Consider the following 26,345-nt stretch of genomic DNA (forward strand, 5'->3'; position numbering starts at 1 on the left):
TGTGCACCACGTACGAGGTTCCGGACCGCACCGCCAGGTCGGCAACCGCTTGCTCCGCGGACACCGGAAACGTCCGGTGGAACGCTCAGCCGTGCTCGGGCTGCCGGGCCGCCCACAGTCCGCGGACGTGGCCCAGGTGGCGGGTCATGATCTCGCGGACGGCCTGCTCGTCACGGGCCAGCAGGGCGTCGAGGAGCTCCAGGTGCTCCTCGGCGGAGGCCTTCAGGCGTCCCGCCGCCACCAGCGCCGTCAGCCCGTACAGCCGCGAACGGCGCCTCAGGTCCCGTACCACCGAGACGAGATGGTCGTTGCCCGCCAGTGCCAGCAGACCCAGATGGAAGGCCAGGTCGGCCTCGACGTAGGCGATCAGGTCGCCCTTCACGGCCGAGGTGACGATCTCCATGGCGACCGGCCGCAGCGCCTGCAGGTCGTCGGGGTCGGCGGTGGCCGCGAGGGCGACCGTCGTCGGGATCTCGATCAGGGACCGGACGTGTGTGTACTCGTCGAGCTGCCGCTCGGAGACGGCCGTGACCCGGAACCCCTTGTTCGGGACGATCTCGACCATGCCCTCCTTCACCAGTTCCAGCATGGCCTCGCGCACCGGGGTCGCGGAGACGCCCAGGCGGGGAGCGAGCCCCGGCGCCGAGTACACCTCGCCGGGGCGCAGCTCACCGGCGATCAGCGCGGCCCGCAGGACGTCCACGACCCGCTCCCGGAAGTTCGGCTTCCGGCCGCCGAGCGAGGGAATGGCGGGCTTGACGGCCGGGACGGCGCGCTTGGCGGCGGTGGGCGTGCTGCTGGGCCGGTCGGCCATGGTGGAACTCCTGGAGGAACGTCGTCGGAAGGGCGTCGGAGGGGCGTCGGGGGAATCAGAGTCGGAGGGGCGTCGGGGGAATCAGAGTCGGAGGGGCGTCGGGGGAATCAGAGTACGAAGCCCGCCGGGAACGGGTCGTCAGGGTCCAGCAGATACTGGGCGGTACCGGTGATCCATGCCCGCCCGGTGAAGCTGGGCAGGACCGCCGGGAGACCCGCGACCTCGGTGGTGCCGAGGAGCCGGCCGGTGAACCGGGTGCCGATGAACGACTCGTTCACGAACTCGGTGTCCAGCGGGAGTTCGCCGCGGGCATGCAGCTGTGCCATCCGGGCGCTGGTGCCGGTGCCGCAGGGGGAGCGGTCGAACCAGCCGGGATGGATGGCCATCGCGTGGCGGGAGTGGCGGGCCGTGGCGCCCGGGGCGATCAGGTGGACGTGGTGGCAGCCGCGGATGGACGGGTCCTCGGGATGGACGGGCTCCGCCTCGGCGTTGATCGCCGCCATGAGGGACAGACCCGCCCGGAGGATGTCGTCCTTACGGGTGCGGTCGAAGGGGAGGTCGAACTCGTCGAGGGGGAGGATGGCGTAGAAGTTGCCGCCGTATGCCATGTCATATGTCACTGACCGGCCGTCAGCCAGCGCGATCTTCCGGTCCAGCGCGACCGAGAACGACGGTACGTTCCGCAGCGTGACGTTCCGCGCCGCGCCGTCCGCCACCGCCACCTCGGCGACGACCAGGCCGGCCGGGGTGTCGAGCCGGATGGTGGTCACCGGTTCCACGACCTCCACCATCCCGGTCTCCACGAGCACCGTCGCCACGCCGATCGTGCCGTGCCCGCACATCGGCAGATAGCCGGAGACCTCGATGTAGACCACGCCCCAGTCGCAGTCGGGCCGTGTCGGCGGCTGCAGGATCGCCCCGCTCATCGCGGAGTGCCCGCGCGGCTCGTTCATCAGCAACTGCTTGATGTCGTCGCGGTGTTCACGGAAGTACAGCCGCCGCTCGTTCATCGTCGCGCCGGGGATGGTGCCGATCCCGCCGGTGATCACCCGGGTCGGCATGCCCTCGGTGTGCGAGTCGACGGCGTGCAGGACGAGTTTGCTGCGCATGACGCTCCTGGAGGGTGGGCGGGTTCCGTCACGCCAGTCCGGCCGCGACGGCCTTCTCGGTGGCCGCGCGGACCACGGCCTCCTGTTCGGGCAGCAGCGGCACGCGCGGCGGGCGGCAGGCGCCGCCGTGCCGGCCGACGATGTCCATGGACAACTTGATGGCCTGGACGAACTCGACCCTGGAGTCCCAGCGCAGCAGCGGATGCAACTGCCGGTACAACCGCCCGGCGGTGTCCAGGTCGCCGCCCACCGCCGCGTGGTACAGCTCCACCGACGCGGCCGGCAACGCGTTGGGGTAACCGGCCACCCAGCCCTTGGCCCCCGCGATCGCCAGCTCCAGCAGGACGTCGTCGGCGCCGATCAACAGGTCGAGTTCCGGGACGAGTTCCGCCAGCCGGTAGGCGCGCCGGACATCTCCCGAGAACTCCTTGACGGCGTGGACGTACCCCTCGCCGTGCAGTTTGGCGAGCAACTCGGGCACCAGGTCGACCTTGGTGTCGATGGGGTTGTTGTACGCAACGACCGGCACCCCGGCCTTCGCGACCTCCGCGTAGTGCGCAAGGACCGAACGCTCCTCAGCCCGATAGGCGTTGGGCGGCAGCAGCATCACCGCCGCGCAGCCGGCGTCCCGGGCCTGCTCGGCCCAGCGGCGGGCCTCGGCCGAGCCGTAGGCGGCCACCCCGGGCATGACCCGCGCCCCGCCGACCGCGGCCACCGCGGTCTCGACGACCTTCGCGCGCTCCTCGGGGGTGAGCACCTGGTACTCACCGAGCGAGCCGTTCGGTACGACCCCGTCACAGCCGTTCCCGACCAGCCAGGCGCAGTGCTCGGCGTACCTGTCGTGGTCGACGGAGAGGTCGTCGCGGAGCGGGAGGGCGGTGGCCACGAGGACGCCCCGCCAGGGGTGGGAGTGGGAGTGGGCGTGAGGGTGGGGGTGAGGGGTGGGCATCAGGGTTCCTCCGAGGGGGCCGGGTGGTCTGCGTCGTCCAGGTGGTATGTGACATAGCACTGCTCGCCGTCCGCGCTGCCGGCCCGCGCCAGCACCCCGAGCGGCACCGGCCGCGCGAACGGCCTGCGTGCCGCAGTCTCCGGGCAACCGGCCAGCCCGGCGACCGCCGGCCCGCACATCCGCCCCTGGCACCAGCCCATCCCGGCCCGCGTGAGCAGTTTGACGGTCCGTACGTCTCCGGCGCCCAGCTCGGTCACGGCCCGCCGGACCGCCCCGCCGGTGACCTCCTCGCAGCGGCAGACGACCGTGTCGTCCGTGACCTGCTCGGCCCAGTGCGCCGGCGGCGCGTAGGCGTCGTCCATCGCCGCGGCGAACCGGCGCAGCGCGGCACGGGCCCGGGCGGCCCCCGCCCAGTCGCGCGGGTCCGGCTCCCGGCCCGACAGCCGCGCGGCCGCCGACCTGCCCGCGACGTGCCCCTCGGCGAGGGCGAGGACCGCACCGCCGACGCCGGTGGCCTCGCCCGCCGCCCACACCCCGGGTACGTCGGTGCGCTGCTCGTCGTCGACGTGCACCGCCACCTCGTCGATCCGGCAGCCCAGGCCCTCGGCGAGGTCGGTGTGCGGGAGCATGCCGTGCCCGACGGCCAGGGTGTCGCAGTCGATGCGCCGCCGGGTGCCCGGCCGCACCCGGCCCGCGGCGTCCAGCCCGGCGACGGTGACCGCTTCGAGCCGCAGACCGCGCCGGTCGCCGTGTGCCTCGACGACGGTGTGGTGGACCAGGGTCCGCACGCCGTGCCGCAGCAACCGGGCCGCGTAGTGGGCGCCTTCGGCGAGCTTGCCCGGGTGGGCGGCCAGTGCGGGGGAGCGCCGTACGAAGGCCCGCGGGTCTGCCGACTCGACCAGCGCCGCCACCCGGGCGCCCGCCGCCGCGAGGCCGGTCGCGACCGGCAGCAGCAGCGGTCCGGTGCCGGCGACGACCGCCGTACGGCCCGGCAGCACCAGTCCGCCCTTCAGCATGGCCTGCGCCCCGCCCGCCGTGACGACACCGGGGAGCGTCCAGCCGGGGAAGGGGAGCACCTTCTCGTAACCGCCGGTGGCGAGCAGCACGGCGTCCGCGCGTACCTCGACGGCCCGTTGCTGCTCGGGGCCGAGCAGGGCGTGCACGGTGAAACCGGACCGATGCCGCGTCACGCACCACACGTGATGGTCCCGCAGTTGCGTCACCAGCCCTGCCGCGACGAGCCGGTCGAGGCCGGCGCGCAGGCGTTCCCAGTCGCGCCACCGGTGGTGCAGCGCCTGCGGACGGCGGGCGCCGAGCCCGGCGGCGGGCTGCCGGTAGAACTGGCCGCCCGCTTCGGGCGCCGCGTCGACCAGGGTGACCCGCAGACCGCCCCGGGTGGCTGCCAGGGTGGCGGCGAGACCGGCAGGGCCGGCGCCGATCACGGCGAGCCGGGGCGCCGACTCCGGCCGACGGGCGTCAGTCATCGTGCCCCGTCCCCCGCTGCGTACGGATCGCGTCGCCGGGGTGCACGGGCACCACACAAGCCCGTTGATTGAGAGAGCCGTTGACGGTGATCAGGCAGTCGAAGCAGACGCCGATCCCGCAGAAGACCCCGCGTGGCCGGCCCTCACCGCGGGTGGTCCGCCAGGACGTGACACCGGACGCCCAGAGCGCGGCCGCGACCGTCTGACCCGGCAGCGCCACGATCGCGCGCCCGTCGAAGGTGACGGTGAAGGCCGGGCCGGGGCGGGCCTGCACCAACTCCAGGGGATTCACGGGCTCTCCTCGCCGAAACGCTCGGGACGGAACGGGGTCAGGTCCAGCTCGGGTGCCTTGCCGCTGAGCACCTGGGCGATCAACTGCCCGGTACCGGTGGCCAGTCCGATGCCCGCGCCCTCGTGCCCGCAGGCGTGGAGGAGACCGGGCGCCCGGGGGTCGGGACCGATGGCGGGGAGGTGGTCGGGCAGGTACGGGCGGAAACCCAGGTAGGTGCGGATCGCCCGGATCCCGGACAGGAAGGGGAACAGCCGGACGGCACCCGCCGCCAGCGCCCGTACGGCCGGCAGCGAGAACGACCGGTCGAAGCCGACGCGTTCCCGGCTCGCGCCGATCAGGACAGGCCCGGCCGCCGTGCCCTCGACGACCGGCGAGGTCTGCAGCGCGACCGAGTCGCTGGCCACGTCGGCCACGTAGTCGGCGGCGTACACCTTGTGCCGTACCCGGCGCGGCAGCGGCTCGGTGACCAGGACGAAGCCGCGCCGGGGGAGCACGGGCAGGTGTACACCCGCGAGCGCGGCCACCTCGCCGCCCCAGGTCCCGGCCGCGTTCACCACGGCCGGGGCGTGGATGTCGCCGCGCCCGGTACGGACACCGCGTACGGCACCCCCGGCATCGCGCAGCACCTCCGTCACCGTGCGGCCGGTCGACAGCCGGGCACCCGAGGCCCGCAGGAGGTGTGCGGCGGCCAGGGAAGGCATGACCTGGGCGTCCTGGGGGTAGAGCACTCCGCCCGCCAGACCGGGCGCCAAGTACGGCTCGATATCACGGAGTTGATCCGCGCCGACGTTCTCCGCCGCGACCCCGCAGGCCCGTTGCCCGGCGGCGAACCTCTCGAGGGCGGCCAGTCCCTCGGGTTCGGCGGCGACGACCACCCCGCCCTTGGGCTCGTACTCGATCCGGTCACCGAACTCCCCGGCCAGGCCGGTCCACAACCGGGCCGACAACAGGGCGAGTTCGAGCTCGGGCCCGGGCCCCTTGTCGGAGACGAGCAGATTCCCCTCACCCGCACCGGTCGTGCCGCCGGCCACCGGGCCACGGTCCACCACGATGACGTCCAGACCCGCCCGGGACGCGTACAGGGCGCAGGCGGCACCTGCCATGCCCGCCCCGATCACTACGACGTCGCAGGTCAGTCGCATGCTCACGCCAGTAATATGTCACATAGCACACTCCCGCCGGAAGACCCCGCCGTCGAATGGCGCTCCCGATTTGACAGGCAGACGATGGAGTGGTGGACGGGTGTTCGAAGGGAGGACACCGTCATGCTGGAGATCAAGACGGTCGACAAACCGGACGAGCGGCGTGACTTCCCCCGCGGCCACCTGGAGGCCGTGCACATGACCGGCCTCGACTTCGCCGTCGGCACCTTCGAGCCGGGCTGGCGCTGGTCGGAGTCGGTGGCGCCGATCGCGGGCACCGGGAGCTGCATGGTCCACCACAACGGCTATGTGGTGCAGGGCAGGATGCACCTCGTCATGGACGACGGCGGCGAGGGCGAGATCGGCCCCGGTGACGTCTTCGTCCTTCCGCCGGGACACGACGCGTGGGTCGTGGGGGACGAGCAGTGCATCGTGTACGACTTCGCCGGCGGCATGGCGACGGACTACGCGAAGGCCGAGGAGAGCTGAGCGCGGCAAGGGTGCCGTCACCTTCCGTGGGTGACGGCGCCCGCTGTGTCACACCGGCAGCAGCCTGGCGATCAGCCCGCCGAGCTGGCGTGCGGTGCGGCACTCGTGCATCTCCACCAGCTCCGCGTAGTCGGGCGCGGCCGAGTCGCCGGTGCCCCACAGGGAGAGCGGTTCGGGGTTCAGCCAGTAGACGCGCCGTGCCTGTCCGGCGATCCGGCGGACGGCGGCGAGGTTCGGGTCGAGGTTGTTGGTGCGGGCGTCGCCGAGCACGAAGACCGTGGTGCGCGGGCCCACCGCGGCGCCGTACCGCTCCGCGAACTCGCCGAGTGCGACGCCGTAGTCGCTGCTGCCGTGCCAGCCGGTGAGAGTGGCCTCGGCGCGGATCCGGGCGCCCAGCCCCTCCGGATCGGCCCGGCCGTGCTCCAGGAGGCCGGTCACCTCGTCGATCCGGTTGACGAAGGCGAACACTCGCACCTTGCTGAACTGGTCGTGCAGCGCCTGCACCAGCAGCATCGTGAAGTCGGAGAACCCCGACACCGAGCCCGAGACGTCGCAGAGCAGCACCAGTTCGGGGCGGACCGGCCGGCGCCGGCGCAGCACCGGCCGCATCGGCACCCCGCCCGTCGACAGCGAACCGCGAAGGGTGCGGCGCAGGTCGATGGTGCCGCGCGCGGCCCGGCGGCGGCGCGCGGCCAGCCGGGTGGCCAGCTTCCGCGCCAGCGGCTGCACGGTCCTGCGCAGCTCGGTGAGCTGTTCCCGCCCGGCGGACAGGAAGTCCACCCGGTCGGCGGACGGCGCCACCGCCCGCCGGGCGATCCGGTCCCGCCCGCGCCGCTCGGCCACCCGGCGCCGGGCCTCCGCCGCGACCATGCCCCGGAAGGCCTCGATGCGGCGCCGGATCTCGTCGTCGAGCAGCCGGTCCGCGAACCCCTCGCCGCCGCCCCGCCCCCGGACGTCCGCCCGCACCCGCGCGAGCAGCGTCTGCGGCCGCAGCCGGTCCAGGGTCTGGTACGACGACCAGCCGTCCGAGCCCGGCGAACTCCCGTACCCGCCCAGTCCGTCCACGGCCTCGGCCGCCAACTGCCGCAGCAGCGCGGCGTCGTCGTCGGCAAGGGCGGCGGCGAGCCGCTCCCGGAGCTCGTCCCGGTCACCGGACGGGTCGCCGGAGCCGCCGCCTGGCGCGCCCACCGCACGCGGGAAGTAGAGGTCGAAGACCTGGTCGAAGACGGCCCGTTGCCCGGTGCCGTGCAGCAGGGTCGCGGCCAGTCCCTCGCGCAGCAGCTCCCGGTCCGCCAGGCCCAGCGCCGCAACCGCCCGGCCCGCGTCCACGGTCTCCCCGGTGCCGACCCGCACCCCGTGCGCCCGCAGCGCGCCGACCAGGCCCGTGAGCCGGTCGGCGAGGTCGGCCGGAGCGCCGTCCGGTGCCTCGGCCGGAGCTTCGGCGGGCGTGCTCACAGCGCGTCCAGGTCCAGCTTGGCGGCCGCCTTCTGGATGTCGTCCTGGTGCTTGAGGATCACGCCCAGGGAGTCCCGCACGACCTGCTCGTCCAGCGTGTCGGCACCCAGGGCCAGCAGCGTGCGGGCCCAGTCGATCGTCTCCGCCACCGAGGGGACCTTGCGCAGGTCCATCGCCCGCAGCGCCCCGACCACCCGGACCACGGACTCGGTCAGCGCCTCGGTGAGACCCGGAACCTTCAGCCGTACGATCCGGCGCTCCAGGTCCTCCTCCGGGAAGCCGATGTGCAGGAACAGGCAGCGGCGGCGCAGCGCCTCGGACAGCTCGCGGCTGGCGTTGGAGGTGAGGACGACGAAGGGGCGGCGGGTCGCGGTGACCGTGCCCAGCTCGGGGACGGTCACCTGGAAGTCGCTGAGCACCTCCAGGAGCAGGCCCTCCACCTCGACGTCGGCCTTGTCGGTCTCGTCGATCAGCAGCACCTTGGGGTCGTCGCCCCGGATCGCGGTGAGCAGCGGGCGGGGGAGCAGGAACTCCTCGCTGAAGATGTCGGTGCGGGCCTCGTCCCAGGTCTCGTCCCGGCCGGCGCTGATCCGCAGCAGCTGCTTGGCGTGGTTCCACTCGTACAGCGCCCGGGACTCGTCCACGCCCTCGTAGCACTGCAGCCGCACCAGCCGGGCTCCGGCGACCTGGGCCACGGCCTTCGCCAGCTCGGTCTTGCCGACGCCGGCCGGTCCCTCGACGAGGAGCGGTTTGCCCAGCCGGTCGGCCAGGAAGACGGTCGTGGCGACGGCGGGGGAGGCGAGGTAGCCGGTCTCCGCGAGACGGGCGGAGACGTCGTCGACGGAAGTGAACAACGGGGCCTCCGGCTGATCGGGGTCGTGGAACGCACGCAGGTGGGAACGCGCGCAGGTGGGACGCGCGAGGGGAACGGGTCCGGGTATCTATCTAAGCGCTTGTTCACCTCCCCTGCCACCCTGTATACCGATCGGTTTCCTCACATCGTCCCGCGCGGTAACCTCGGCCGTATGGCCACCACAGACAAGGCGTCCCCCCGCGACCGTCTGCTCGACGCCGCCGCCGAGCTCTTCTACCACGACGGCGTCTCGATCGGCGTCGAGGCGCTGTGCAAATCCGCGGGGGTCTCGAAGCGCTCGATGTACCAGCTCTTCGGCAGCAAGGACGAGGTGCTGGCCGCGAGCCTGGAGCGGCGCAGGCCCTGGTACGAGACCCAGCTCAGGTCCCCGGACGCCGAGACGGCCACCCCTCGCGAACGGATCGGGTACGTGTTCCGCCGGGTGGAGGAGAACGCGGCGGCCCCCGGCTACTGCGGCTGCCCGTACCTCGCCGTGCTCGTCGAGCTGAAGGACGGCGAGCATCCCGCGAGTGTGGTGGCCCGCGCCGCCAAGGAACTGCTGCAGGGCTACTTCGAGCAGCAGGCCGAAGAGGGCGGTGCGGCGGATCCGGCCCTGCTCGCCCGGCAGCTCATGCTGGTCTTCGACGGGGCCAGCGCCCGGGCCGGCGCCCACATCGAGCACCTCGACGACGGGCTGGTCACCCGCACGGTGACCACACTCCTGGACGCGGCCGGGCTGAAGTAGCCGCCCGGACGGATCACCACAACGCGCCGGGCCGGTCGCCCGCCCGGTGCAATGGAGGCGTGACCGCGCCCCCGAACGACTGCCTCGCGCGCAACGAGTGGATCTGCGGCGCCTATCTGACCAGCCGCCGCCAGATCCTCCTCGATGCCGTCGGCCAGCACCTCCGGCTCACCGTGGTCTCGGTGCTCGTCGCCCTCGTCGTCGCCGTCCCGCTGGCCCTGCTCGCCCGCCGCCGGCGCTGGTCGGCCGGACCCGTCCTCGGCATCACGACCATCCTGTACACCATCCCGTCCCTGGCGATGTTCTCCCTGCTCCTGCCCCTGTACGGGCTCTCGGCCACCCTCGTCGTCGCCGGCCTGGTGCTCTATTCGCTCACCCTGCTCGTCCGCAACATCCTCGCGGGCCTGCGCGCCGTCCCCGAGGAGACCCGGCAGGCCGCCCGCGGCCTGGGCTACGGCCCGATGCGCCTCCTGCTCACCGTCGAACTGCCCCTCGCCCTGCCCGCCGCGATGGCGGGCCTGCGCATCGCCACCGTCTCCGCGGTCTCCCTGGTCACCGTCGGCGCGATCGTCGGCTTCGGCGGGCTCGGCAACCTGATCTACGCCGGCATGAACACCTACTTCAAGGCCCAGGTCCTCACCGCCTCCGTGCTCTGCGTGCTGATCGCGGTCGCCGCCGACCTGCTGCTGCTCGGGGTACAGCGACTGCTCACCCCGTGGACGCGGGCGGCCCGCACGTGAAGGCGCTCACCGACGCCTGGGCGTGGCTCACCGACTCCACGCACTGGTCCGGTGACGACGGCATCGGCCACCGGCTGCTCCAGCACCTCGCCCTCACCGTCGTCTGCCTGGTCATCAGCTGCCTGATCGCGCTCCCGGTCGCACTGGTCCTCGGCCACCTCGGCAGGGGCGGCGCGCTCGCCGTGAACATCTCCAACGTCGGCCGGGCCGTCCCCACCTTCGCCGTCCTGGTACTGCTCCTGCTCACCCCGATCGGCAGGTGGGGCGAGGGGCCCACCGTGGTCGCCCTGGTGCTGTTCGCCGTGCCGCCCCTGCTCACCAACGCCTACGTCGGCATGCGCGAGGTCGACCGGAACATCGTGCAGGTGGCCCGGGGGATGGGGATGACCGGGCGACAGGTGCTGTTTCACGTGGAACTGCCCCTTTCGCTCCCCATGGTCCTCAACGGGGTGCGGATCGCCGCCGTCCAGCTCGTCGCCACGGCCACCATCGCCGCGCTCGCCGGCGGCGGGGGACTCGGCCGGATCATCACCGCCGGATTCAACCTGGCCAGCACACCCATGGTCGTCGCCGGGGCGATCCTGGTCGCCGTCTTCGCGCTGATCGTCGAGGGGGTCTTCGAACTCGCCGAGCGCCTCGCCCCGGTCTGGCTGCGGGGTGCGCCGTGAGACTCCGCGCGGCGGCCGCCGCCGTACTCCTCGCCCTCACCGCCTGCACCACCGGACCCTCCCTGGAGGACCGCGGTGAGGTCACCGCACCCCCGGGCGACAGCAGACACCTGACCATCGGCTCCGCCGGATTCACCGAGAGCGACCTGCTGGCCCAGATGTACGCCCAGCTCCTGAACCGGGCCGGGTACAAGACCTCCCTCCTCACGGTCGCCAACCGCGAGCTCTACGAACCCGCCCTGGAGTCCGGCCAGATCGACGTGGTCCCCGAATACGCGGCCACCTTCGCCGACTGGCTCAACGCCAAGACCAACGGCCCCGACGCGCCCCCCGTGGGCTCCCCGGACCTCACCACCACCATGCGGGCACTGCGCCGCCTCGCCACCCCTCGCGGCCTCACCGTCCTCGATCCGGGGCGGGCGGTGGACCAGAACGCCTTCGCGGTCACCGCCGCCTACGCCCGCCGGCACCACCTCAGGACGCTCAGCGACCTCGGCGCCTCGGGTCTGAAGGTCCGGCTCGCGGCGGGCGACGAATGCGTGCAACGGCCGTACTGCGAACCGGGGCTGAAGAAGGTCTACGGCATCGACATCACCGGCATCGACCCCAAGGGCGTCGGCACCACCCAGGCCAAGCGGGCCGTGCAGAGCGGGCAGGACCAGATGGTGCTGACCACGACCACCGACGCGACCCTCGACCAGTTCGGGCTGGTCCTCCTCACCGACGACAGGCATCTGCAGAACGCCGACTACGTCGTCCCGGTCGTCAACCGTGCGCGGGCCGGCAGCGAGCGCGTCACCAAGGCGCTCGGCAAGCTCAACGACGTCCTGACGACGGCCGATCTGGCCTCGATGAACCGGCAGGTCGACAGCTGGCGGCGGCTGGCCCAGGACGTGGCCCGGACCTGTCTGCGGGACAAGGGCCTGCTGAAGTGACGGCCGCTGCCGTGACGCCCGGCAGTGCGATCCCCGGCAGCGCGATGCCCGGGCCCGTTGTCAGTGGCGGGCGGTACGTTCGGGGCATGGGGATCTATCTGGTGAGTGTCGGCGCGCAGGAGTGGCTCGAGGGCGACGACGAGCACGAGACCGAGGGCGGCAGGGGCGCCCTCGCCTCGGCCCTCAACGACGAGCTGCGGCGGCGCGGGCTGGCACCGTACGAGTCGGTGCCCGAGGCGGCGGCCTTCGTGCGCGGCTCGGGACTGTCGTTCGAGGAGAAGCTGGTACCGGCCATGGACGGTTTCGCCGCACTGTGCCGGGAGCACCTGTCGCCACGGGAGGGGGAGCTGCTGCTGGGCTGGTCGGTGCTGGTGCCCTTCTCGCTCGACGAGGAGATACGGCTGCCCGTCGAGTCCGCCTACACCGACGACACGGTGGTCGCCGGTGCGCCCGAGGTGCTCGCCCTCGCGCAGCGGCTCGCGGCGGTGACCGGACTTCCCGTCGAGGCGATACCGGAGGCCTGCGACAACCTCGATCTGACCATGTGGTTCCTGGAGGGGCAGGCGAAGGAGACGGCCGCATCCCGCCCCGGCCCGTGGGGCGAGGACCTGGACACCGCCTTCTACGTCGCGCTGTACCTGCGGGCCGCCCAGCACTCGCTGCGCCGCGGCTGCCCGATGACGTACTGCTGACGGACAGCGGGCTGCGCGGGTCAGGCGTCGGGGACCGAGTCGAACGGCACCTGGCCGCGCGGGACGCCGCGTGCGTCCGCGTCCACCGAGCGGCGCAGCGCCTCGTGCAGCTTGGCGGGGGTGAGGACACCGAGGAAACGCGAACCGTCCAGTACCGCGACCCACCCGGCGTCGTACTGGAGCATCACACCGAACGCCTGCTTCAGCGGGGCGCCCACCGGCACCCACGCCGTCATCCGGTGGGCGAGCCCGTCGATCGTGCCGCCCGCGGCCAGCTCGTCCCGGCCGACCCAGCCGTGCAGGTCGCCGTCCGGGTCCAGGACCACCGCCCACCGGGCACCCCCGGCCCGCAGCCGTGCCGCGGCACCCTCGGCGGACTCGCCCAGCCGGACGACCGGCGGCTGCTCCAGGTCGTCCGGCTCGATGTCGGTCACCGAGAGCCGCTTCAGCCCCCGGTCCGCACCCACGAACCCGGCCACGTACGGCGTGGCAGGCCTGCCCAGTACCGCACCCGGAGTGTCGAACTGCTCGATCCGGCCCTGCCCGTACACCGCGATCCGGTCGCCGAGCCGCACCGCCTCCTCGATGTCGTGCGTGACCAGCAGCACCGTCTTGCGGACCGCGGCCTGCATCCGGAGGAACTCGTCCTGCAACTGCTCGCGCACCACCGGGTCGACCGCGCCGAACGGCTCGTCCATGAGCAGCACCGGCGGATCGGCGGCGAGCGCCCGGGCCACGCCGACGCGCTGCCGCTGGCCGCCGGAGAGCTGGTCCGGGTAGCGCGGCCCGTACGTCGTCGGGTCCAGGCCCACGAGGTCGAGCAGTTCGGCGGCGCGGGCCCGGGCCCGGTCCCGTCGCCAGCCGAGCAGGGCCGGGACGGTCGCGGTGTTGTCGAGGACCGTGCGGTGCGGGAACAGGCCCACCTGCTGGATGACATAGCCGATCCGGCGCCGCAGCCGCACCGGGTCGACGCCCGCGACGTCCTCGCCGTCGACGAGGATCCGGCCCGACGTCGGTTCGATGAGCCGGTTGACCATCATCATCGTCGTGGTCTTGCCGCAGCCGGAGGGCCCGACGAGCGTGACGAGTTCACCCGCGGCCACCTCGAAGGAGAGCCCGTCGACCGCGGTCGTCCCGTCCGCGTACCGCTTGGTGACCTGCTCGAACCGGATCATTCCCTCACGTTAACCGCGACCGTCACGATCCGCCCGTACCGGCCTCGGTGCCCTGCGAGCCGCTGCCGACGAGCACCACCTCCAGGGTGCGTGGACCGTGCACCCCCTCGACCCGGTCCAGTTCGATGTCACTGGTCGCGGAGGGGCCGGAGATCCAGGTCAACGGGCGGGCCGGGTCGAGCCGTTCGAGGGCCTGCGGCACGGACGACACCACCTGGTCCGGGACCCGCACGACACAGATGTGGTGATCGGGCACGAGGGTGATCCGGCGGCGGCCCTGGTCGGGGCCGCCGTCCAGCACGATCGTCCCGGTCTCGGCGACCGCCACCGCACAGCCGGTGACCACACTGCCGACCCGGTCGAGTTCGTGCGGGGTGCTCCCGGCCCGGTCCGCGACCTGCTCGGCGCCGGTCGACGCGAGCCACTCCGGAGGGAGCCCGGTGGGCACGGCCACCGAGCTCGAACCGTGCTCGGCGACCAGCCGCCCGATCACTGCCGCCAGTTCGTCCTCCGTGCACCGGTGCACGCGCGCCCGGTAGTCCGCCAGGTTCTCGGCGAGCAGGTCCACCGTCTCCGCGACGCTGCGCTCCCCGTGCTCGCGCAAGTACGCCCGCTCGACCGGCGTGTCCTCGTCCCGCACCTCGGCCAGCGCCCGCCGCACCCGGCCCAGGATCCGCTCCCTGCTGCTCACTTCGCGCCGTCCTTTCCGCCGCCGGTCCGCTGCCACCAGTCCCGGAACGGCTCCGCCGGTACAGCCGGCAGGTCCCGGGTCCCGGTCCAGGCCCGGCCGGGACCCGGCAGGGTACGGGGATGCAGCCGGCGGCTGCGGGAGGCGAGCCGCTGGCCGGTGCGCAGGGCGGCCGGGTGGGAGAACGCCCAGCGGGCCGCCCGCATCGCCGCCCGCTCGGCCGCGTGCCCCTTGGCCGGCTTGAGCAGCACTTTGTTGCCGCCCCGGACCGCCTCGCCGCCCTCGACGACCCGCTCGCGCAGGTGCACAAGGACCTCCGGGATGTCGATGGCGACCGGACAGACCTCGTAGCAGGCCCCGCACAGGGACGAGGCGTACGGCAGGGAGGCGTCGATCTCGCTCCCGGTGTCCCGCAACTGGGGGCTGAGGATGGCGCCGATCGGGCCGGGGTAGACCGAGCCGTAGGCGTGGCCGCCCGCCCGCTCGTAGACCGGGCAGACGTTGAGGCAGGCCGAGCAGCGGATGCAGCGCAGGGCCTGCCGGCCCACCTCGTCGGCGAGGGTGTCGGTGCGGCCGTTGTCCAGGAGGACGAGGTGGAAGGTCCGCGGTCCGTCGCCGTCGGTGGTGCCGGTCCACGTCGAGGTGTACGGGTTCATCCGCTCGGCGGTGGAGGAGCGGGGGAGGGTCTGCAGGAAGACCTCCAGGTCCTGCCAGGTCGGCACGATCTTCTCGATGCCGACGACCGAGATCAGCGTCTCCGGGAGGGTGAGGCACATCCGCCCGTTGCCCTCGGACTCGACGACGACCAGGGTGCCGGTCTCGGCGACCATGAAGTTCGCGCCGGAGATGCCGACCTTCGCGCGCAGGAACTTCTCGCGCAGGTGGAGCCGGGCCGCCTCGGCGAGTTCGGCCGGGGTGTCGGTGAGACCCTCGGGTGCGGGGCGCCCCCACTCGCCCATCTGGCTGCGGAAGATGTCCCTGATCTCCGCCCGGTTGCGGTGGATGGCGGGGACCAGGATGTGTGAGGGCCGGTCGTGACCCAACTGCACGATCAGCTCGGCGAGATCGGTCTCGTAGGCCCGGATGCCCTCGGCTTCCAGCGCCTCGTTCAGGCCGATCTCCTGGGTGGCCATCGACTTGACCTTCACGACCTCCGGCTCGCCGGTCTCCCTGACCAGTGCGGCGACGATCCGGTTCGCCTCGTCGGCGTCGGCGGCCCAGTGGACCGTACCGCCCGCCGCCGTCACCGACTCCTCCAACTGGACCAGATAGCGGTCGAGATGACGGAGGGTGTGGTCCTTGATCTGCTTGCCCGCCTCGCGCAGCGCTGCCCAGTCGGACACCTCGGCCACCGCCTTGGCCCGCTTGGCGCGGATGGTGTGCGTGGCATGGCGCAGGTTCCCGCGCAGGACGGGGTTGTTGACGGCCTCGTGCGCGGCCTTCGGGAAGGCCGGATGGGTGGCCGGGGGAAACCCGGGCATCCCTACGAACGTCCCGCTCATGCGGCCGGGTCCTCCTCGGTGCTCGCCAGGATCTCCGCGATGTGCACCGGCCGCAGCCCGCTGCCGAGCCGGGTCATGGTGCCGCCGATGTGCATGAGGCAGGAGTTGTCGGCCGCGCACAGCACCTCCGCGCCGGTCGACTCGGCGTTGCGCACCTTGTCCGTGCCCATCGCCGCCGAGACGTCGGAGTTCTTCACCGCGAACGTGCCGCCGAACCCGCAGCACTCCTCGGCGCCCGGCAGCTCCACCAGCTCCAGGCCCCTGACGGCCTGGAGGAGGCGGCGGGGACGGTCGCCGAGACCCAGACTCCGCAGCCCGTGGCAGGTCGGGTGGTATGTGACATAGTGCGGATAATATGCCCCGACGTCCGTCACCCCCAGGACGTCCACCAGAAACTCCGTCAGCTCGTAGGTCTTCGGCACCACCGGCGCCAGCGCCGCCGCCAGCCCGTCCCCGCGCCCCTCCGCCCGGGCCCGTTCGCCCATCCGCGGATACAGCTCCCGCACCATCGCGCCGCAGGACCCGGACGGGGTCACGATCGCCTCGTACTCACCGAAGACATCGGAGAAATGCCGGGCCAGCGGCTCCGCCTCATGGCGGTACCCGGTGTTGTAGTGGGCCTGCCCGCAGCAGGTCTGCGCCATCGGGAAATCGACCTGGACTCCCAGCCTGGTCAGGAGTTTCACCACGGCGCGGCCGGTTTCCGGATAGAGCGTGTCGTTGACGCAGGTCAGGAAGAGGGCGACACGCATCGCGGCTCCTAGAGGTCGGTCATCGGATGAGTGCAGCCTAATGGGCCGATTCGATCAGCGGGAGACCCGGTCACGGTGCGGCGGGTCGTAAGACGCCGCCGGACATCCTGGCGGCGGCTCGTCATCCGGTGGCCGGCCGTGCCTGGGCCGCCTCCCAGCAAGCGGTGCCGCCGCGGGGCACGTACCGGGTCAGCGGCTGGGTGCGGGTGAGCAGCCGCCGCATGTCGGCCAGGTCGCCCACGACACCGTGCGCGCGGGCCTGGACCAGCACGTTCCCGAGCGCGGCCGCCTCCGCGGGCCCCGCCACCACCGGCAGCCCGCAGGCGTCGGCGGTGAGCTGGCAGAGCAGCGCGTTGCGGGTGCCGCCGCCCACCAGGTACACGGTGTCCACCGGATGGCCGGCGAGCCGCTGCGCATCCGCGACCGCCCGCCGGTGGGCCAGCGCAAGCGAGTCGAGGATGCAGCGGGTGATCTCACCGGGCGTCCGCGGCACCGGCTGCCCGGAGACCCGGCACGCCTCGGCGATCCGCTCCGGCATCCGCCCGGGTGCCAGGAACGCGGCATCCCCCGCGTCCACCACCGACCGCAGCGCCGGCACCCCGGCCGCCTCCCGCAGCAGCCCGTCCAGCTCCGGGTCGCCCCAGGCCCGTACGCACTCCTGGAGCAGCCACAGCCCCATGATGTTGCGCAGATAGCGGACCGTGCCGTCGAGTCCGAGCTCGTTGGTGAAGTTGGCGGCCCGGCTCTCCTCGGTCAGGACGGGAGCCGTCAGCTCCAGTCCGGCCAGCGACCAGGTGCCGGTGCAGATGTAGGCGAACCGTTCACCGAGCGCCGGTACGGCGGCGACCGCCGACGCCGTGTCGTGCGAGCCGACGGCGGTCACCGGCACCGGCCCGGTCAGCCCCGTCTCCTCCAGCACCTCGGGCCGCAGCACTCCGGCGGGATCCCCGGGCCGCCGCAGCGGCGCGAACAGCCCGAGGTCGATCCCCAGCCGGTCCGCGATCTCGTACGACCACGCGCGCGTCATGGGGTCGATCAGCTGGGTGGTGGAGGCGTTGGTCAGCTCGGTGCCCTGCTCGCCGGTCAGCCAGTACGACAGCAGGTCCGGGACGAGCAACAGCCGCTCGGCATGCGCGAACTGGGCACTCGACCGCGCCGCCACCAGCTGGTAGAGGGTGTTGAAGGGCGCGTACTGGAGCCCGGTGCGGGCGTACAGCTCGGCCGCCGGCACCCTCGCCCACACCTGCTCGGCGATCCCCTCGGTCCGCGCGTCCCGGTAGTGCACCGGGTTGCCGAGCAGGGCCCCGTCCGCGTCCAGCAGACCGTAGTCGACGGCCCAGCTGTCGACGCCGACGGAATCCACCTGCCCTGCGGCCCGCAGACCGTCCAACACCCCGGCGTACAGGCCGAGCACGTCCCAGCGCAGCCCCTCCGGCACCCGCACCGGCCGGTTCGCGAACCGGTGCGCCTCGGCCAGCTCCAGCGAGTCCGGGCCCACCCGCCCGACCATGACCCGCCCGCTGGACGCGCCCAGGTCGACCGCCGCGTACGCCCTCGGCGAGCTCATCGCAGGAACGCGGCCGCCACACCCGCGTCGACGGGCACGTGCAGCCCGGTGGTGTGGGTGAGTTCGCCGCCCGTCAGCGCGAACACCGCGTTCGCCACGTGCTCGGGCAGCACCTCACGCTTGAGGATGGTCCGCTGCGCGTAGAACTCGCCGAGCTTGGACTCCTCCACCCCGTACACGGCGGCCCGCTGTGCCCCCCACCCCCCGGCGAAGATCCCCGACCCGCGCACCACACCGTCGGGGTTGACCCCGTTCACCCGGATCCCGTGCTCACCCAACTCGGCGGCCAGCAACCGCACCTGGTGCGCCTGGTCCGCCTTCGTCGCCGAGTAGGCGATGTTGTTCGGGCCGGCGAACACGGCGTTCTTCGACGCGATGTAGACGATGTCACCGCCCATCTCCTGCGCGGTCATCACCCGCGCCGCCTCCCGCGACACCAGGAAGGAACCGCGGGCCATGACGTCGTGCTGGAGGTCCCAGTCCCTCGCCGAGGTCTCCAGCAGCGGCTTGGAGATGGAGATCCCGGCGTTGTTGACGACGAGGTCGACCCCGCCGAAGGCCAGTACGGCGGCCCGGAAGGCGGCGACGATCTGCTCCTCGTCCGTCACGTCGACGGTGACCGCGACGGCCCTGTCGGCCCCGCCGAGCTCCTCCGTCACCGCGGCCGCGCTCTCGGCGTCGAGATCGGCGACGACGACACAGGCCCCCTCGGCCGCGAGCCGGTGCGCGATCGCCTTCCCGATCCCGCTCCCGGCCCCCGTCACGAGCGCCACCCGGGTCGCGAGCGCCTTCGGCCTCGGCATCCGCCGGAGCTTGGCCTCCTCCAGCGCCCAGTACTCGATCCGGAACTTCTCCGACTCCTCGATCGGCGCATACGCCGAAACGGCTTCGGCGCCGCGCATCACGTTGACGGCGTTGACGTAGAACTCGCCCGCGACCCGGGCGGTCTGCTTGTCCCTGCCGAAGCTGAACATGCCGACGCCGGGCACGAGCACGATCGCGGGGTCGGCGCCGCGCATGGCGGGGGAGTCCGCGTCGGCGTGCCGCCGGTAGTAGGCGGCGTACTCCTCGCGGTACTCGGCGTGCAGCTCGCGCAGCCGGGCGACCGCCTCCGCCACCGGTACGGCCGGCGGCAGGTCGAGCACGAGCGGCCGTACCTTCGTCCGCAGGAAGTGATCCGGACACGAGGTCCCGAGTGCCGCGAGCCGAGGGTGCTCGGCCCGGGCGAGGAAGTCGAGGACGACCTCGGAGTCGGTGAAGTGCCCGACCTGCGCCCGGTCCTGGGAGGCAAGGGCCCTGATGTACGGTGCGAGGGCCGCGGCCCGCTCCCGCCGCTCGTCCTGCGGCAGCGCGCCGTACCCCTCGACGACGGGCCCGAAGGGTTCCGCCTTCCCGCGCTCCGCCAGGAACGTCTCGGCGGTGCGGATGATGTGCAGCGAGTTCCGCTCGCACTCCTCGGAGCTGTCGCCCCAGGCGGTGATGCCGTGCCCGCCGAGGACGCAGCCGATCGCCCGCGGGTTGGCGGCCTTGATCGCGGCGATGTCCAGCCCCAGCTGGAACCCCGGCCGCCGCCACGGCACCCACACCACGCTGTCCCCGAAACACTCGGCGGTCAGCTTCTCCCCGTCCGCCGCACAGGCGAGCGCGATCCCGGAGTCCGGGTGCAGATGGTCCACGTGCGGCGCGTCGACGAGTCCGTGCATGGCGGTGTCGATGGAGGGCGCGGCCCCGCCCTTGCCGTGCAGGCAGTAGTCGAAGGCGGCGACCATCTCGTCCTCGCGGTCGACCCCCGGATACACCCCGGCGAGCGCCCGCAAGCGGTCCAGCCGCAACACGGCGAGCCCGCCCTCGCCGAGCGTCCCGAGATCCCCACCGGACCCCTTCACCCACATCAGCTCGACATCACCTCCGGTGACGGGGTCGGTGGCAGTGCCCTTGGCGGACGTGTTGCCGCCGGCGTAGTTGGTGTTGCGGGGGTCGGCGCCGAGGCGATGCGAACGGGAGAGGAGGGCGGCGGCTTCGGGGTGTGCGGTCATCGGACTTCCCAAGTCTTCGAAAGAGCGTGTGTGCGGTGCGCCTCTCAGGGGCGCTGGGGGTACCCCAGCCGAAGGCCGGGGGAGGAACTGCGCGACCAGCCACATACGGCCCGCAGTCCGCGACGAAACAGTTCAGCGCAGACGCTTACGCACCCCACCCCGCCTGCTGCCCGCCCACCCGCTCAGAAACGATCTTCTCGGCCCACCCCGACCGCCGGTACGCCGCAAGCGGGTCGGGGTCCAGTCCCATCTCGTCCCGCACCTCACGCAACAACGGCCTCACATCCGTGTCATACGCGTCCATGAGCACCGCGTTCGCCTCCAGTACGTCCCCGGCCCGCTGGGCCGCGGTCAGCGCGTCGCGGTCCACCAGCAACGCCTTCGCCGTCGCCTCCTGCACGTTCATCACCGACCGGATGATCGCCGGGATCTTCGCCTCGATGTTGTGGCACTGGTCGAGCATGAAGGCGACGTCGGCGGTGAACCCACCGCCCCGCACCACCTCGTACATGATCCGGAAGAGCTGGAACGGGTCCGCGGCCCCCACCATGAGGTCGTCGTCCGCGTAGAACCGCGAGTTGAAGTCGAACCCGCCGAGCTTCCCCTCCCGCAGCAGCGTGGCGACGATGAACTCGATGTTGGTGCCCGGAGCGTGGTGGCCGGTGTCGACCACGACCTGTGCCTTCGGCCCCAGTTTCAGGCAGTGCGCGTACGCCGTTCCCCAGTCCGGCACGTCGGTCGTGTAGAAGGACGGCTCGAAGAGCTTGTACTCCAGCAGCATCCGCTGCCCCTCGCCCAGCCGCGCGTACACCTCGGCCAGCCCCTCGGCCAGCCGGTCCTGCCGGGCCCGGATGTCGTCCTGACCCGGGTAGTTGGTGCCGTCGGCGAACCACAGCTTGAGGTCCTTCGACCCCGTCGCGTCCATGATGTCGACGCACTCCAGCAGATGGCCGACGGCCTTGCGGCGCACCGCCGCGTCCGGGTGGCAGATGCTGCCCAGCTTGTAGTCGTCGTCCTGGAAGGTGTTGGAGTTGATCGCCCCCAGCCGCAGGCCCCGCTCCTCGGCGTGCTTGGCCAGGCCGGCGTATCCGTCGGGTGCGTCCACCTTGTCCCACGGGATGTGCAACGCGACCGTCGGCGCGACCCCGGTCACGGCGTGGACCTGCGCGGCGTCGTCCACCTTCTCCTTCGGCGAGCGTGGCACGCCCTGCTGGGCGAACACCTTGAAGCGCGTCCCCGAGTTTCCGTACGCCCACGACGGCGTTTCGACGGCCTGGGTCTTCAGCGCGGCCTTCACCGCGGCGAGGTCGGTCACTTCGGGGCTCCTGGGGGATCGGAACAACTAGGTGGTGAAACGATTCAGAACCGCAAAGTATGAGCCTCTCGCAGGGGTGTCAAGCGCTACGGCCAACCCCGTCCCCCGTGACTCCGCCGTGACTACGGCTATCGAAATTTTTTCGACACGGACCCATTGACGTGACATGCCCGTGGTGCCTACGGTCCCGGCAATCCAGTTGAAACCTTTCACGACGCCGTGAGGTCCGGTGCCCCACCGTCTCGCCGGTGTCGTCGAGGAGCCCCCATGACCCACCCGTCCGACACGGGACCGGCCCCGGTGCTGGCGCTGAAGGACGTCTCCAAGTCCTTCGGTGCCGTGCGCGCCCTGCGGGACGTCTCCCTGGAGCTGTTCCCCGGCGAGGTGCACGCCCTCGCCGGGGAGAACGGCGCGGGCAAGTCGACGCTGATCAAGACGCTCGCCGGAGTGCACCGGCCGGACGCCGGGCAGGTGCTGCTCGACGGCGGCCCCGTCGTCTTCCACGGTCCCGGCGACGCCCGCGACGCCGGAATCGCCGTGATCTACCAGGAGCCCACGCTCTTCCCCGACCTGTCGATCGCCGAGAACATCTTCATGGGCCGTCAGCCCCGGCGCGCCCTCGGCCGAATCGACCACAAGGCCACCCGCGCGGCCACCGCCGCCCTGATGAAGCGGCTCGGCGTCGCCCTCGACCCCGACCGCCCCGCCCGCGGCCTGTCCATCGCCGACCAGCAGATCGTCGAGATCGCCAAGGCGCTCTCCTTCGACGCCCGGGTCCTGATCATGGACGAGCCGACGGCGGCACTCACCGGCAGTGAGGTCGCCCGCCTCTTCGGTGTCGTCCGCACCCTGCGCGACCAGGGCGCCGCCGTGCTGTTCATCTCGCACCGCCTGGAGGAGATCTTCCAGATCTGCCGCCGGGTCACCACCCTCCGGGACGGCGCCTGGATCGCCAGCGAGCTCGTCGACGGCATGACCGAGGACGACCTGGTCCGCCGGATGGTCGGCCGGGACCTGGACGAGCTGTACCCCAAGCAGGACGTCAGCCCCGGCGAAGTCGCCCTGAGTGTGCGGCGGTTGACGCGCGAGGGCGTCTTCACGGACATCTCCTTCGAGGTGCGGTCCGGTGAGATCGTCGGCCTCGCCGGTCTGGTCGGCGCCGGCCGCACCGAGGTCGCCCGCGCGGTGTTCGGCGTCGACCGCTGGGACGCCGGTGACGTCGAGGTCAGGGGACGGCGACTGACCAACGGCGCACCCTCCGTCGCGATGTCCGCCGGCCTCGCCCTCGTCCCCGAGGACCGGCGCGCCCAGGGCCTCGTGATGGACATGTCCATCGAGCGGAACATCGGGCTGACCGGACTGCGCACCACCGTGAGGGCGGGCCTGGTCGACCGGGGCGCCGAACGCAGCCGCTCCCTGGACTGGGCGGTCCGGCTCCGGGTGAAGTACGCCCGGATCGCCGACGCCGTCTCGACCCTCTCCGGCGGCAACCAGCAGAAGGTCGTCCTCGCCAAATGGCTCGCGACCGGCCCGAAGGTGCTGATCGTCGACGAGCCGACCCGCGGCATCGACGTCGGTACGAAGGCCGAAGTGCATCGGCTCCTGGGCGAGCTGGCCGCCGACGGGGTGGCCGTTCTGATGATCTCCTCCGACCTGCCCGAGATCCTCGGCATGGCCGACCGCGTGCTGGTGATGCACGAGGGCCGGATCACCGCCGACATCCCGCGCTCCGAAGCCAGCGAGGAAACCGTGATGGCCGCAGCGACCGGGAGGGCCGCCGCATGACGACCACCGCCACGGGGAGGGCCGCCGCATGACGGTGACCGCCTCCGAGCAGACCCCCGTCGCGGAGACGCCCGAGTCCGCCGGGACCCGGCTCGTCGACCGCGTCTTCAAGATGCGCGAACTCGCCATCCTCGTCGTCTTCCTGGTGATGATCGCCGTCACCCAGGCCGGCAACAGCCAGTTCCTCTCCGAGCAGGGCATCAAGGACCTGCTGCTCAACGCCACCATCCTGGTGCTGGTCGCCACCGGCCAGTCCCTGGTGGTGATCACGCGGAACGTCGACCTGTCCGTCGGTTCCACCCTCGGCGTCACCGCCTTCGCCGCCGGTGACTACCTGCACGGCGGCGGCAACCCGGTCGTCGCCATCCTGCTCGCCGTGCTCCTCGGCATCGGCTGCGGACTGCTCAACGGCCTGCTGGTCAGCCTCGGTCAGGTGCCCGCGCTCGTCGTCACCCTCGGCACGCTGTACATCATCCGGGGCGTCGACTCCATCTGGGTCGGCTCCCGGCAGATCACGGCCGCCGACCTGCCCGGCTCCTTCGTCGACTTCGGCTCCGGCGGCCTGTCGGCGATCCCCTGGCCGGCCCTCATCGCCCTCGCGGTCCTGGTCGCCACCGCCTACTACCTCAAACACTTCGGCAGCGGACGGGAGTTGTACGCCCTCGGCTCCAACCCCGAGGCCGCCCGGCTGGCCGGCATCCCGGTCCGCAGGCGGATCCTCACCGCCTACACCTTCTGCGGCGCCCTCGCGGGACTCGCCGGGGCGATGTACCTGGCCCGGTTCGGGAACGTCGACTCCGGCACCGGCAACGGCTACGAACTCACCGTCGTGAGCGCCGTGGTGGTCGGCGGCGTGGTCTTCACCGGCGGTTCCGGGAGCGTGTACGGCGCCGCGCTGGGCGCGCTGCTGCTCACCTCCGTCAACAGCGTGCTGCCGGCCCTCGGGGTCAGCTCCGTGTGGGTCCTCGCCATCAACGGCTTCCTGCTGCTGCTCGCCATCGCCGTCGACCGGATCGTCGCGGTGCGGGTGGCCTCCGCCCTGAAGAAGAGGAGCATCCGCCATGCCTGACTCCCTGACCCGCGCGATCCGCTGGGACACGGTCGTCGGCGCGCTGCTGATCGTCCTCCTGCTGCTGTCGTTCGGCTTCGTCGACGGCTTCGGGAACTCGCTCAACCTGTCGTTCCTGATCGGCAACACCCTGCCGATCGCGCTGATCGCCCTGCCGATGACCCTGCTGGTGGTGGCCGGTGAGATCGACCTCTCGGTCGCGTCGACCGCCGGGCTCTCGGGCGCCGTCATGGGCAGGCTCTGGAACGAGGGCATGGCGATCGAGACGATCATCCCGCTGTGCCTGCTGTTGGGCGTGGCCTGCGGACTGGTCAACGGGCTCTTGGTGACCCGCCTCGGCCTGCCCTCCCTCGCCGTCACCATCGGCACGCTCGCGGCCTACCGGGGCATCGCGCAGATCGTGCTCGGCTCCGACGCGGTGACCGACTTTCCCACGCAGTACCTGGACTTCGCGGCGGGCCGGCTCGGCGACACGTTCCTGCCGCGGGCCTTCCTGCCCTTCCTGGTGCTGCTCGTCATCGCCGTGGTGGTGCTGCACGCCACCCCGTTCGGGCGGTCGCTCTTCGCGGTGGGGGCGAGCGAGGAGGCGGCGCGGTTCGCAGGCATCCGCGTCAAGCGCCACAAGCTGATCCTGTTCGTCGCGACCGGGTTCATGGCCTCGCTCACCGGGATCTTCTGGGCGTTGCACTACGCCAGTGCGCGCTATGACAACGCGACCGGGCTCGAACTGAGCGTGGTGGCCGCGGTGCTGCTCGGAGGCATCGACTTCGACGGGGGCAGGGGGACGCTGGGCGGCGCGATCGCCGGGGTGTTCCTGCTCGGGGCGTTGCAGAACGTGATGAGTCTGCTGAATGTCTCCGCGCAGTCCCAGATCGTCGTGACCGGTGTGTTGCTGGTTGTCTCGGTGCTTGGCCCGAGGGTCGCCCGACAGATCGCCCTTGTTCCCGCGCCCCCAAACGGGGGCGCTCCCAGAGCCGTTACTCGAAAAAGGAACCGTCATGCGTAAGTCGTCCCTCCGGCGCGCCTGTGTGACCCTCGCCGCCGTGTCCTCCCTTGCCCTTGCCGCCACCGCCTGCGGTGGTACCACCAAGAACAACTCCGGCAGTGACGAGACGTCGGCCGCCACCTCCACCGCCAAGGCCGATCCGAACGCCGCGCTCAAGAAGGGCCTCACCGTCGGGTTCCTGCCCAAGCAGGTCAACAACCCTTACTTCACCTCCGCCGACAAGGGCGGCGAGAAGGCGCTCACCGAACTGGGCAGCACGTACAAGGAGGTCGGGCCGTCCAGCGCGACCGACACCTCCGGGCAGGTCAGCTACGTCAACACACTCACCCAGCAGCAGGTCGACGCCATGGCCGTGTCGGCACAGGACCCAGGTGCCCTGTGCACCGCGCTCAAGCAGGCCATGAGCAGCGGCATCAAGGTCGTCACCTACGACTCCGACACCAACGCCGGCTGCCGCAACGCCTTCGTCTCGCAGGCCAGCGCCGAGGACCTCGGCCGTACCGAGGTGCAGTTGCTCGCCGGGCAGATCGGGTACAAGGGCCAGATCGCGATCCTGAGCGCCGCGCAGACCGCGACCAACCAGAACACCTGGATCGACTACATGAAGGAGGAGCTGAAGGACCCGAAGTACAAGAACGTCAAGCTGGTCAAGATCGCCTACGGCAACGACGACGCCCAGCAGTCCTTCCAGCAGACCCAGGGCCTGCTCCAGCAGTACCCGGACCTCAAGGGGATCATCTCCCCGACCACGGTCGGCATCAAGGCGGCCGCCCAGTACCTGTCCGGTTCCAAGTACAAGGGCAAGGTGAAGCTGACCGGCCTCGGCACGCCCAACGACATGCGGCAGTACGTCAAGAACGGCACCGTCGAGGGCTTCGAGCTGTGGGACCCGGCCAAGCTCGGCGACCTCGCGGCCCGCACCGCCGTCGCGCTCGTCTCCGGGCAGATCACCGGCAAGGAGGGCGAGACCTTCAAGGCCGGTGACACCACCTACACGATCGGCAAGGACGGGGTGATCAACCTCGGCAAGCCGACCGTGTTCGACGCGAAGAACATCGACCAGTTCAACTTCTAGGTCGTCAG

At 72.0% G+C, this 26,345-nt stretch carries 25 protein-coding genes; 10 read left to right on the forward strand and 15 right to left on the reverse strand.

The annotated features are described in order from the left end of the window. Positions 1–85: 85 nt before the first annotated feature. From ACZ63F_RS03025 to ACZ63F_RS03050, 6 genes are all read right to left on the reverse strand, one after another. Positions 86–814, reverse strand: coding sequence for a GntR family transcriptional regulator (locus ACZ63F_RS03025; RefSeq protein WP_469708119.1), 729 nt, complete (start codon positions 812–814; stop codon positions 86–88). A 107-nt stretch (positions 815–921) separates the two neighbouring features. Next, positions 922–1,923, reverse strand: coding sequence for a proline racemase family protein (locus ACZ63F_RS03030; RefSeq protein ID WP_469708120.1), 1,002 nt, complete (start codon positions 1,921–1,923; stop codon positions 922–924). Between the two features lie 28 nt (positions 1,924–1,951). Continuing rightward, complete coding sequence (locus ACZ63F_RS03035) at positions 1,952–2,872, reverse strand: dihydrodipicolinate synthase family protein (RefSeq protein WP_469708122.1); 921 nt, start codon at positions 2,870–2,872, stop codon at positions 1,952–1,954. Beyond that, entirely contained in the window at positions 2,872–4,356 is a 1,485-nt protein-coding gene (locus ACZ63F_RS03040) for an FAD-dependent oxidoreductase (protein ID WP_469708124.1), read from the reverse strand. The genes ACZ63F_RS03035 and ACZ63F_RS03040 overlap by 1 nt, the downstream gene beginning before the upstream one ends. Then, positions 4,349–4,648: a (2Fe-2S)-binding protein gene (locus ACZ63F_RS03045; RefSeq protein ID WP_469708126.1), complete on the reverse strand. Its 300-nt coding sequence runs from the start codon at positions 4,646–4,648 to the stop codon at positions 4,349–4,351. The genes ACZ63F_RS03040 and ACZ63F_RS03045 overlap by 8 nt, the downstream gene beginning before the upstream one ends. Further along, complete coding sequence (locus ACZ63F_RS03050) at positions 4,645–5,796, reverse strand: NAD(P)/FAD-dependent oxidoreductase (RefSeq protein ID WP_469708127.1); 1,152 nt, start codon at positions 5,794–5,796, stop codon at positions 4,645–4,647. Before ACZ63F_RS03050 ends, ACZ63F_RS03045 begins: the two co-directional genes overlap by 4 nt. 117 nt (positions 5,797–5,913) lie before the next feature. Between ACZ63F_RS03050 and ACZ63F_RS03055 the strand changes: the two genes are divergently transcribed. Then, the gene (locus ACZ63F_RS03055; RefSeq protein ID WP_469708128.1) at positions 5,914–6,279 is read left to right on the forward strand and encodes a cupin domain-containing protein; all 366 of its coding nucleotides are present in this window, start codon (positions 5,914–5,916) and stop codon (positions 6,277–6,279) included. A gap of 48 nt (positions 6,280–6,327) precedes the next feature. On the opposite strand, the gene ACZ63F_RS03060 is transcribed toward ACZ63F_RS03055, so the two are convergent. Then, complete coding sequence (locus tag ACZ63F_RS03060) at positions 6,328–7,734, reverse strand: VWA domain-containing protein (RefSeq protein WP_469708129.1); 1,407 nt, start codon at positions 7,732–7,734, stop codon at positions 6,328–6,330. Then, positions 7,731–8,588 carry an AAA family ATPase gene (locus ACZ63F_RS03065; RefSeq protein WP_366357867.1) on the reverse strand — a complete coding sequence of 286 codons (858 nt, stop codon included), beginning with the start codon at positions 8,586–8,588 and terminating at the stop codon, positions 7,731–7,733. The genes ACZ63F_RS03060 and ACZ63F_RS03065 overlap by 4 nt, the downstream gene beginning before the upstream one ends. A 171-nt stretch (positions 8,589–8,759) precedes the next feature. Between ACZ63F_RS03065 and ACZ63F_RS03070 the strand changes: the two genes are divergently transcribed. From ACZ63F_RS03070 to ACZ63F_RS03090, 5 genes are all read left to right on the forward strand, one after another. Beyond that, positions 8,760–9,332 (forward strand): TetR/AcrR family transcriptional regulator, encoded by a 573-nt coding sequence (locus ACZ63F_RS03070; protein ID WP_469708131.1) that lies wholly within the window; start codon positions 8,760–8,762, stop codon positions 9,330–9,332. Between the two features lie 59 nt (positions 9,333–9,391). After that, entirely contained in the window at positions 9,392–10,072 is a 681-nt protein-coding gene (locus ACZ63F_RS03075; protein WP_469708132.1) for an ABC transporter permease, read from the forward strand. After that, positions 10,069–10,740, forward strand: coding sequence for an ABC transporter permease (locus tag ACZ63F_RS03080; RefSeq protein ID WP_469709307.1), 672 nt, complete (start codon positions 10,069–10,071; stop codon positions 10,738–10,740). The genes ACZ63F_RS03075 and ACZ63F_RS03080 overlap by 4 nt, the downstream gene beginning before the upstream one ends. Then, positions 10,737–11,675 (forward strand): ABC transporter substrate-binding protein, encoded by a 939-nt coding sequence (locus tag ACZ63F_RS03085; protein WP_469708134.1) that lies wholly within the window; start codon positions 10,737–10,739, stop codon positions 11,673–11,675. Before ACZ63F_RS03080 ends, ACZ63F_RS03085 begins: the two co-directional genes overlap by 4 nt. 86 nt (positions 11,676–11,761) lie before the next feature. After that, positions 11,762–12,367, forward strand: a complete 606-nt coding sequence (locus ACZ63F_RS03090) for a hypothetical protein (protein WP_469708135.1) — start codon at positions 11,762–11,764, stop codon at positions 12,365–12,367. Between the two features lie 20 nt (positions 12,368–12,387). On the opposite strand, the gene ACZ63F_RS03095 is transcribed toward ACZ63F_RS03090, so the two are convergent. The 7 genes from ACZ63F_RS03095 to rhaI form a co-directional block, all read right to left on the reverse strand. Next, positions 12,388–13,542, reverse strand: coding sequence for an ABC transporter ATP-binding protein (locus ACZ63F_RS03095; protein ID WP_469708136.1), 1,155 nt, complete (start codon positions 13,540–13,542; stop codon positions 12,388–12,390). Positions 13,543–13,564: 22 nt separating this feature from the next. Further along, positions 13,565–14,233, reverse strand: coding sequence for a LutC/YkgG family protein (locus ACZ63F_RS03100; protein WP_469708138.1), 669 nt, complete (start codon positions 14,231–14,233; stop codon positions 13,565–13,567). Then, on the reverse strand, positions 14,230–15,732 hold the full coding sequence (locus ACZ63F_RS03105) for a LutB/LldF family L-lactate oxidation iron-sulfur protein (RefSeq protein WP_469708140.1): 1,503 nt from the start codon (positions 15,730–15,732) through the stop codon (positions 14,230–14,232). Before ACZ63F_RS03105 ends, ACZ63F_RS03100 begins: the two co-directional genes overlap by 4 nt. Next, the gene (locus ACZ63F_RS03110) at positions 15,729–16,484 is read right to left on the reverse strand and encodes a (Fe-S)-binding protein (protein ID WP_469708142.1); all 756 of its coding nucleotides are present in this window, start codon (positions 16,482–16,484) and stop codon (positions 15,729–15,731) included. Before ACZ63F_RS03110 ends, ACZ63F_RS03105 begins: the two co-directional genes overlap by 4 nt. A 121-nt stretch (positions 16,485–16,605) precedes the next feature. Then, positions 16,606–18,051, reverse strand: a complete 1,446-nt coding sequence (locus ACZ63F_RS03115; protein WP_469708144.1) for a rhamnulokinase — start codon at positions 18,049–18,051, stop codon at positions 16,606–16,608. Beyond that, complete coding sequence (locus tag ACZ63F_RS03120; RefSeq protein WP_469708145.1) at positions 18,048–20,087, reverse strand: bifunctional aldolase/short-chain dehydrogenase; 2,040 nt, start codon at positions 20,085–20,087, stop codon at positions 18,048–18,050. Before ACZ63F_RS03120 ends, ACZ63F_RS03115 begins: the two co-directional genes overlap by 4 nt. A 145-nt stretch (positions 20,088–20,232) precedes the next feature. Further along, positions 20,233–21,402: an L-rhamnose isomerase gene (rhaI, locus tag ACZ63F_RS03125; protein ID WP_469708147.1), complete on the reverse strand. Its 1,170-nt coding sequence runs from the start codon at positions 21,400–21,402 to the stop codon at positions 20,233–20,235. A 267-nt stretch (positions 21,403–21,669) separates the two neighbouring features. On the opposite strand from rhaI, the gene ACZ63F_RS03130 reads away from it, so the two are divergent. Genes ACZ63F_RS03130 through rhaS form a run of 4 tightly spaced genes read left to right on the forward strand, consistent with a single transcriptional unit; the run spans position 21,670 to position 26,337 of the window. Then, on the forward strand, positions 21,670–23,187 hold the full coding sequence (locus tag ACZ63F_RS03130) for a sugar ABC transporter ATP-binding protein (protein ID WP_469708149.1): 1,518 nt from the start codon (positions 21,670–21,672) through the stop codon (positions 23,185–23,187). A gap of 28 nt (positions 23,188–23,215) precedes the next feature. Continuing rightward, a complete protein-coding gene (locus ACZ63F_RS03135; RefSeq protein ID WP_469708151.1) occupies positions 23,216–24,256 on the forward strand; it encodes an ABC transporter permease in 1,041 nt (346 codons plus the stop codon). After that, positions 24,249–25,262 carry an ABC transporter permease gene (locus ACZ63F_RS03140; RefSeq protein WP_469708153.1) on the forward strand — a complete coding sequence of 338 codons (1,014 nt, stop codon included), beginning with the start codon at positions 24,249–24,251 and terminating at the stop codon, positions 25,260–25,262. The genes ACZ63F_RS03135 and ACZ63F_RS03140 overlap by 8 nt, the downstream gene beginning before the upstream one ends. Then, on the forward strand, positions 25,255–26,337 hold the full coding sequence (rhaS, locus tag ACZ63F_RS03145) for a rhamnose ABC transporter substrate-binding protein (protein ID WP_469708155.1): 1,083 nt from the start codon (positions 25,255–25,257) through the stop codon (positions 26,335–26,337). Before ACZ63F_RS03140 ends, rhaS begins: the two co-directional genes overlap by 8 nt. The last annotated feature ends 8 nt before the right edge of the window (positions 26,338–26,345 follow it).

Source organism: Streptomyces sp. NPDC104761 (genome assembly GCF_055583445.1).

Bases quoted from the DNA above. Each gene is read 5' to 3' on its own strand.
- ACZ63F_RS03025 (WP_469708119.1), bottom strand. From the start codon at position 814: ATGGCCGACCGGCCCAGCAGCACGCCCACCGCCGCCAAGCGCGCCGTC.
- ACZ63F_RS03030 (WP_469708120.1), bottom strand. From the start codon at position 1,923: ATGCGCAGCAAACTCGTCCTGCACGCCGTCGACTCGCACACCGAGGGC.
- ACZ63F_RS03035 (WP_469708122.1), bottom strand. From the start codon at position 2,872: ATGCCCACCCCTCACCCCCACCCTCACGCCCACTCCCACTCCCACCCC.
- ACZ63F_RS03040 (WP_469708124.1), bottom strand. From the start codon at position 4,356: ATGACTGACGCCCGTCGGCCGGAGTCGGCGCCCCGGCTCGCCGTGATC.
- ACZ63F_RS03055 (WP_469708128.1), top strand. From the start codon at position 5,914: ATGCTGGAGATCAAGACGGTCGACAAACCGGACGAGCGGCGTGACTTC.
- ACZ63F_RS03070 (WP_469708131.1), top strand. From the start codon at position 8,760: ATGGCCACCACAGACAAGGCGTCCCCCCGCGACCGTCTGCTCGACGCC.
- ACZ63F_RS03090 (WP_469708135.1), top strand. From the start codon at position 11,762: ATGGGGATCTATCTGGTGAGTGTCGGCGCGCAGGAGTGGCTCGAGGGC.
- ACZ63F_RS03095 (WP_469708136.1), bottom strand. From the start codon at position 13,542: ATGATCCGGTTCGAGCAGGTCACCAAGCGGTACGCGGACGGGACGACC.
- ACZ63F_RS03105 (WP_469708140.1), bottom strand. From the start codon at position 15,732: ATGAGCGGGACGTTCGTAGGGATGCCCGGGTTTCCCCCGGCCACCCAT.
- ACZ63F_RS03110 (WP_469708142.1), bottom strand. From the start codon at position 16,484: ATGCGTGTCGCCCTCTTCCTGACCTGCGTCAACGACACGCTCTATCCG.
- ACZ63F_RS03115 (WP_469708144.1), bottom strand. From the start codon at position 18,051: ATGAGCTCGCCGAGGGCGTACGCGGCGGTCGACCTGGGCGCGTCCAGC.
- ACZ63F_RS03120 (WP_469708145.1), bottom strand. From the start codon at position 20,087: ATGACCGCACACCCCGAAGCCGCCGCCCTCCTCTCCCGTTCGCATCGC.
- ACZ63F_RS03130 (WP_469708149.1), top strand. From the start codon at position 21,670: ATGACCCACCCGTCCGACACGGGACCGGCCCCGGTGCTGGCGCTGAAG.
- ACZ63F_RS03135 (WP_469708151.1), top strand. From the start codon at position 23,216: ATGACGGTGACCGCCTCCGAGCAGACCCCCGTCGCGGAGACGCCCGAG.
- ACZ63F_RS03140 (WP_469708153.1), top strand. From the start codon at position 24,249: ATGCCTGACTCCCTGACCCGCGCGATCCGCTGGGACACGGTCGTCGGC.
- rhaS (WP_469708155.1), top strand. From the start codon at position 25,255: ATGCGTAAGTCGTCCCTCCGGCGCGCCTGTGTGACCCTCGCCGCCGTG.